Annotated in this window: 4 protein-coding genes; 1 reads left to right on the forward strand and 3 read right to left on the reverse strand. The window is 64.4% G+C overall.

The features are described from left to right. Positions 1-2,304 (forward strand): TonB-dependent receptor (locus ACFE7D_RS13890; RefSeq protein ID WP_375396004.1); only part of this gene is annotated, 2,304 nt, incomplete at its 5' end. A 64-nt stretch (positions 2,305-2,368) separates the two neighbouring features. Here the strand turns inward: ACFE7D_RS13890 and ACFE7D_RS13895 are convergent. From ACFE7D_RS13895 to kdpB, 3 genes are all read right to left on the reverse strand, one after another. Further along, positions 2,369-3,151, reverse strand: coding sequence for a response regulator (locus ACFE7D_RS13895; RefSeq protein ID WP_375396005.1), 783 nt, complete (start codon positions 3,149-3,151; stop codon positions 2,369-2,371). Between the two features lie 92 nt (positions 3,152-3,243). Next, complete coding sequence (kdpC, locus tag ACFE7D_RS13900; RefSeq protein WP_375396006.1) at positions 3,244-3,828, reverse strand: potassium-transporting ATPase subunit KdpC; 585 nt, start codon at positions 3,826-3,828, stop codon at positions 3,244-3,246. 10 nt (positions 3,829-3,838) lie between these two features. Beyond that, positions 3,839-4,993: potassium-transporting ATPase subunit KdpB (kdpB, locus tag ACFE7D_RS13905; RefSeq protein ID WP_375396007.1), on the reverse strand; the 1,155-nt coding region annotated here is incomplete at its 5' end.

The raw sequence follows: 4,993 nt of genomic DNA on the forward strand, positions 1-4,993 counted from the left end.
CAAAGTGCGGCACCTGTCACTGAAATCATCGTGACCGCGCAGCGGCGATCGTCCACCGTTCAGAAGACGCCGGCCAGCATCTCGGCCGTCTCGGGTGCCGATCTGCAAGCGCGTGGCGTAACCAGCTTCGCCACGCTGGCGCAGGGGACGCCCGGCGTGTCGCTGAAGAGCGAGGGGCCAAGTCAGACCGAGGTCGAGATGCGGGGCATGACGTCGAGCGGCGGCAACTCGCCGACCGTCGGCTTCTACCTCGACGACATCCCGCTGACCGCGCCGTCCGCCGCGCAAAACGGCAAGGTGGTGATCGACCCGACGCTCTACGATCTCAACCGCATCGAGATCCTGCGCGGGCCGCAGGGCACGCTTTATGGCTCGGGATCGATGGGTGGCACGGTGCGACTGATCGCCAACCAGCCCGACGCAACGAGAATCGAGGGCAGCGCGCAGGCCACTTTGTCGGGTACGGAAGGCGGCGGCTTCAACCATGCCGTTAACGCGATGCTCAACCTGCCGCTGGTCGAGGACCGGCTGGCGTTGCGGATCGTCGGTTCGGAGAATTACACCAGCGGCTGGATAGACCGGATCGTAACCGGGGCCGGCAATACCTTCCCGTCGTCCAGCGTGGATGGGTCGATCCGCGGCAATGTCGCCGGCGCGGCCGTCATCAAGGACTATCGCGGTTCCAACGCGTCGCAGACCTATGGCTTCCGCGCGACCCTGTTGTGGAAGCCGACCGACGCGCTGTCGATCACGCCGATGATACTCTACCAGCACAGCAAGCAGGATGGCGTCAGCGCCTATGACAGCGATCCCGGCACGCTGGCGCATTACCAGCCGTTCGACGTCGCCGAGCCGCTGACCGACCGGATCATCATCCTGGGCCTGACCGTCAACTATGCCTTCGACGCGTTCGACATCACGTCGAGCAGCGCGTACTGGAACCGCCGCTCGACCCAGGTCGAGGACGGCAGCGAGGATTTCAACAACCCCAATACCGGCGCGACCTATGCGTCGAACAACGGCCTGCCCAACCCCGGCTATTACGGGCCGAACGGCAGCGGCGTCGTCTCCGGCACCGAGAACGACCCGTCGCGCCAGTTCAGCCAGGAACTGCGCATTGCGTCCAAGGGCAACCATCGGCTGAGCTGGGTCGGCGGACTGTTCTACAGCGATTATCACATGACGTGGAACTTCGACGGGCGCACGTCGAACCCCTCCGCCTATCTCGATCTCGGCACTTTCAACCGTGCGACGACGACGAGCTGGTTCCTCGCCTATTCGCCGACCCATCTGAAGCAATATGCAGCCTTCGCGGAAGGCACGTTCGCGATCACGCCGACGCTCAAGTTCACCGCCGGCGCGCGCTATTACAAGTTCGACTATCATTTCACCTCGTCGATCACCGGCTGGGGATCGGGGCTTGGTGCGGCGACCCCGTCGCTGTCGGGACTGATCACGCATAACGAGCAGGGCGTCAGCCCGAAGTTCAACCTGTCGTACGAGCCGAACTCCGACCTGACGCTCTACGCCACCGCCGCGCGCGGTTTCCGCCCGGGTGGCGGCAACGCCCAATATCCCGTCACCGGGCCCTATTGGAGCGCGGTCTACGCGCCGTACAACTTCACCGGCAACAAATGGCCGACCAGCTACGACGCCGACTCCGTGTGGAGCTACGAGGTCGGTGAGAAGCTGCGCCTCTTCGACCGTCGCCTGACGATCAACGGCAGCGTCTATTACGAGGATTGGAACCATATCCAGCTGCTCGCCCTGCCCGGCGACTGGCAGCTCAACATCAACGGCAACAAGGCGAAGATCTATGGCGGCGAGATCGAGACGCGCGGTGTGCTCGGCGCAGGATTCGAACTCAAGGTGTCCGCGAGCTATACCCATGCGCGGGTCGACTCGGGCCCGCACTGGCAGATCGTCCCCGCCGATCGGCTCTCGGACGTGGCACCCGTCACCGCGAACGCGATCCTGAGCTATTCGCACGACATCGGCGGCGGTCTGTCCTTCACCGCCAGCGGCGAGAACGGCTATACCGGTCAACGCTACTCGCTAGCCTTCCCCTACGGCTATTCGCTCAATGGCCGCTATATCCTGTTGCCCGATTACGATCTCACCAACCTGCGCGTCGGGTTGCGCTCGGATAAGGGATGGAGCGCAGCGCTGTTCGTCAACAATTTGTTCAACAAGCACGCCCAGCTGGAAAGCCTGTTCCAGGAGACGTTGCCCGCCGCCTCGTTCAACCGGATCGTGACCAACCAGCCGCTGACCGGCGGTGTCGATCTCAGCTTCCACTTCTGATCGGATCGTCGTCTCGAGCGATAGGAGCGGCCGCGCGACTATAAGGTCGTGCGGCCGTCGTTTGTTACAGGTTGCGATGTCTCGGGGTGGGTCGGAGCGCGGTATCCGGACCGGCGCTACCGCTCGACCAGTGCGGACGCGCGGCCGGCACCGTCACACCATCAGGGTTCGACGGCTCGTCGGCGATGAAGCGGTAGCCCACACCCAGGACGTTTACGACCAGACGTGGTCGTGCGGGATCGTCCTCTATCTTGGCCCGCAGGTTGCGGATGACGACACGCAGATATTCCACATGATGTTCGTACTCCGCCGGCCATACGGTACTGAGCAGGTGTTGGTGGGTGATGACCCTTCCCGGGAAACGGGCAAGTTCGGCGACGATGGCAAATTCCTTCGGCGTGAGATGCACCTCCTCACCGTTCTTCACGACCATGCGACCGAGCAGATCGATCGTGACGTTGCCGGAGACTATCGTAGCGGTGCCGCCTTCCTTCGTGATGCGGTTGCGGATTGCCGCGCGAAGACGGGCAAGCAGTTCCTCCGTATCGAAGGGCTTGGTCAGATAATCGGTCGCGCCGAGGTCCAGGGCCGCGACTTTTTCGGTCGTCGCTGCCCTTGCGGACACGACGAGGACGGCGGCGCGCGATATCTTTCCGAGGATCGGGATCAATTCAATGCCGTTGCGATCGGGCAGCCCCAGGTCCAGCAGGATCGCCGACGGATCCGCGTCGGCAATGGAAGCCAGCGCTTCGCGTGCGTCGAACGCTTCCGCGACCGCATAGCCAGCGCGTTCCAGCGTGATCCGTAAAAGCCGGCGAATGGATGGCTCGTCGTCCACGACCAGCACTTTCGCGCGGGTTGTCATCAGTCGTATCCTTCATCGTCTTCCGCCGGCAAGGACTGCAGGACATGAAGGCTGAGGCGTGCCGCCGCGCTATGTCACCGGCCGGGTAGCATTCCATCCAGCTGGCGGTTCAGCAAGAGCACGTTCACGTGAGGATCGCCCGCAAACGGCAGCAGCGGGGTTTCGACCGAGCGCTCGACGAGCGACCGTACCGCGGCAACGGGCAGGTGGCGCGCCGTCGCCACGCGCGGCACCTGGAACAGGGCGGCGGCAGGCGAGATGTCGGGATCGAGGCCCGACGCAGATGCCGTCACGAGATCCGCGGGCACCGGAGCCGTCAGCCCCTGGGACCGCCGAAGTGCGATGTCGCCCTTGATCCTGTCCGCGAGCGCCTTCGACGTCGGACCCAGGTTCGAACCCGACGAAGCGCTCGCGTCATAGCCTTTGCCGGCCGCGGACGGACGTGAGTTGAAATAGCGCGTCGTCGTGAACGACTGTCCGATCAGCGTCGATCCGATGACGACGTCGCGATCGACGATCAGGCTGCCGTTCGCCTGGGCCGGGAAAGCGACCTTGCCGATTCCCATCACGGCGAGCGGATAGACGCCGCATAGGAGAAGCACGAAGAACAACGTCATCACCAAAGCGGGTCGCAGCCCCGACAGGATGTCCGAACCCATTTTGTCTTCCTTATGCCAGACCAAGCGCGGATACGCCGAGGTCGATGAGCTTGATGCCGATGAAGGGAGCCACGAGGCCGCCGAACCCGTAGATGCCCAGGTTACGCGCCAACAGCGGGCCGGCGCCGATCGGCCGGTATTTTACCCCCCTTAGCGCAAGCGGCACGAGCAACGGGATGATGACCGCATTGAAGATGATCGCCGACAGGATCGCGCTTGTCGGGGTGGACAGACGCATGACGTTCAGCAGCCCGAGCCCCGGATAGAGCACGATGAACATCGCGGGCAGAATCGCGAAATATTTGGCGACATCGTTGGCAATCGAGAAGGTCGTCAACGCCCCGCGTGTCATCAGCAGCTGCTTGCCGAGACCGACGATCTCGATCAGCTTGGTCGGATCGCTGTCGAGATCGACCATGTTCCCCGCCTCGCGCGCGGCCTGGGTACCGGTGTTCATCGCGACACCGACATCCGCCTGGGCAAGGGCAGGGGCATCGTTGGTACCGTCACCGCACATCGCGACGAGCCGCCCCCCGACCTGTTCCTTGCGGATATAGGCCAGCTTGTCCTCGGGGGTCGCCTGCGCCAGGAAGTCGTCCACCCCGGCCTCGGCGGCGATGGCGGCGGCGGTCAGCGGGTTGTCGCCGGTGATCATGACGGTACGGATACCCATCCGACGCAATTCGCCGAACCGCTCGCGGACGCCCGCCTTGACGACGTCCTTGAGCGCGATCGCGCCGAGGATGCGGCCGTTGCTGGCAACGGCGAGCGGAGTCATGCCGGCGCGGGCGATCTCGTCCGTCGCGCGGCGCAGTTCAGTTGCGGCCGCAGTGTCGCCCGACCCCGGATGCGCGCGAAAGACCGAGTCGACCGCACCTTTCTCGATCAGCAGTTCGCCGACCTTGACGCCTGATATGCGGGTCTGGGCGGTGAAGGGGATGATCTCCGCGCCTTCGGGCAGCACCGACGTCGCGACCGAATATCTATCGCGCGCCAGAAGCACGATCGAGCGCCCTTCGGGGGTTTCGTCCGCCAGACTGGCGAGTAACGCGGCCTCCGCCAGCTCCGACACCGGAACGCCCCCGACCGGGCGGAATTCGCTCGCCTGGCGGTCGCCGATCGTGATCGTGCCGGTCTTGTCGAGCAGGAGCACGTCGATGTCGCC

The organism is uncultured Sphingomonas sp. (genome assembly GCF_964244235.1).
Classification (GTDB): domain Bacteria; phylum Pseudomonadota; class Alphaproteobacteria; order Sphingomonadales; family Sphingomonadaceae; genus Sphingomonas.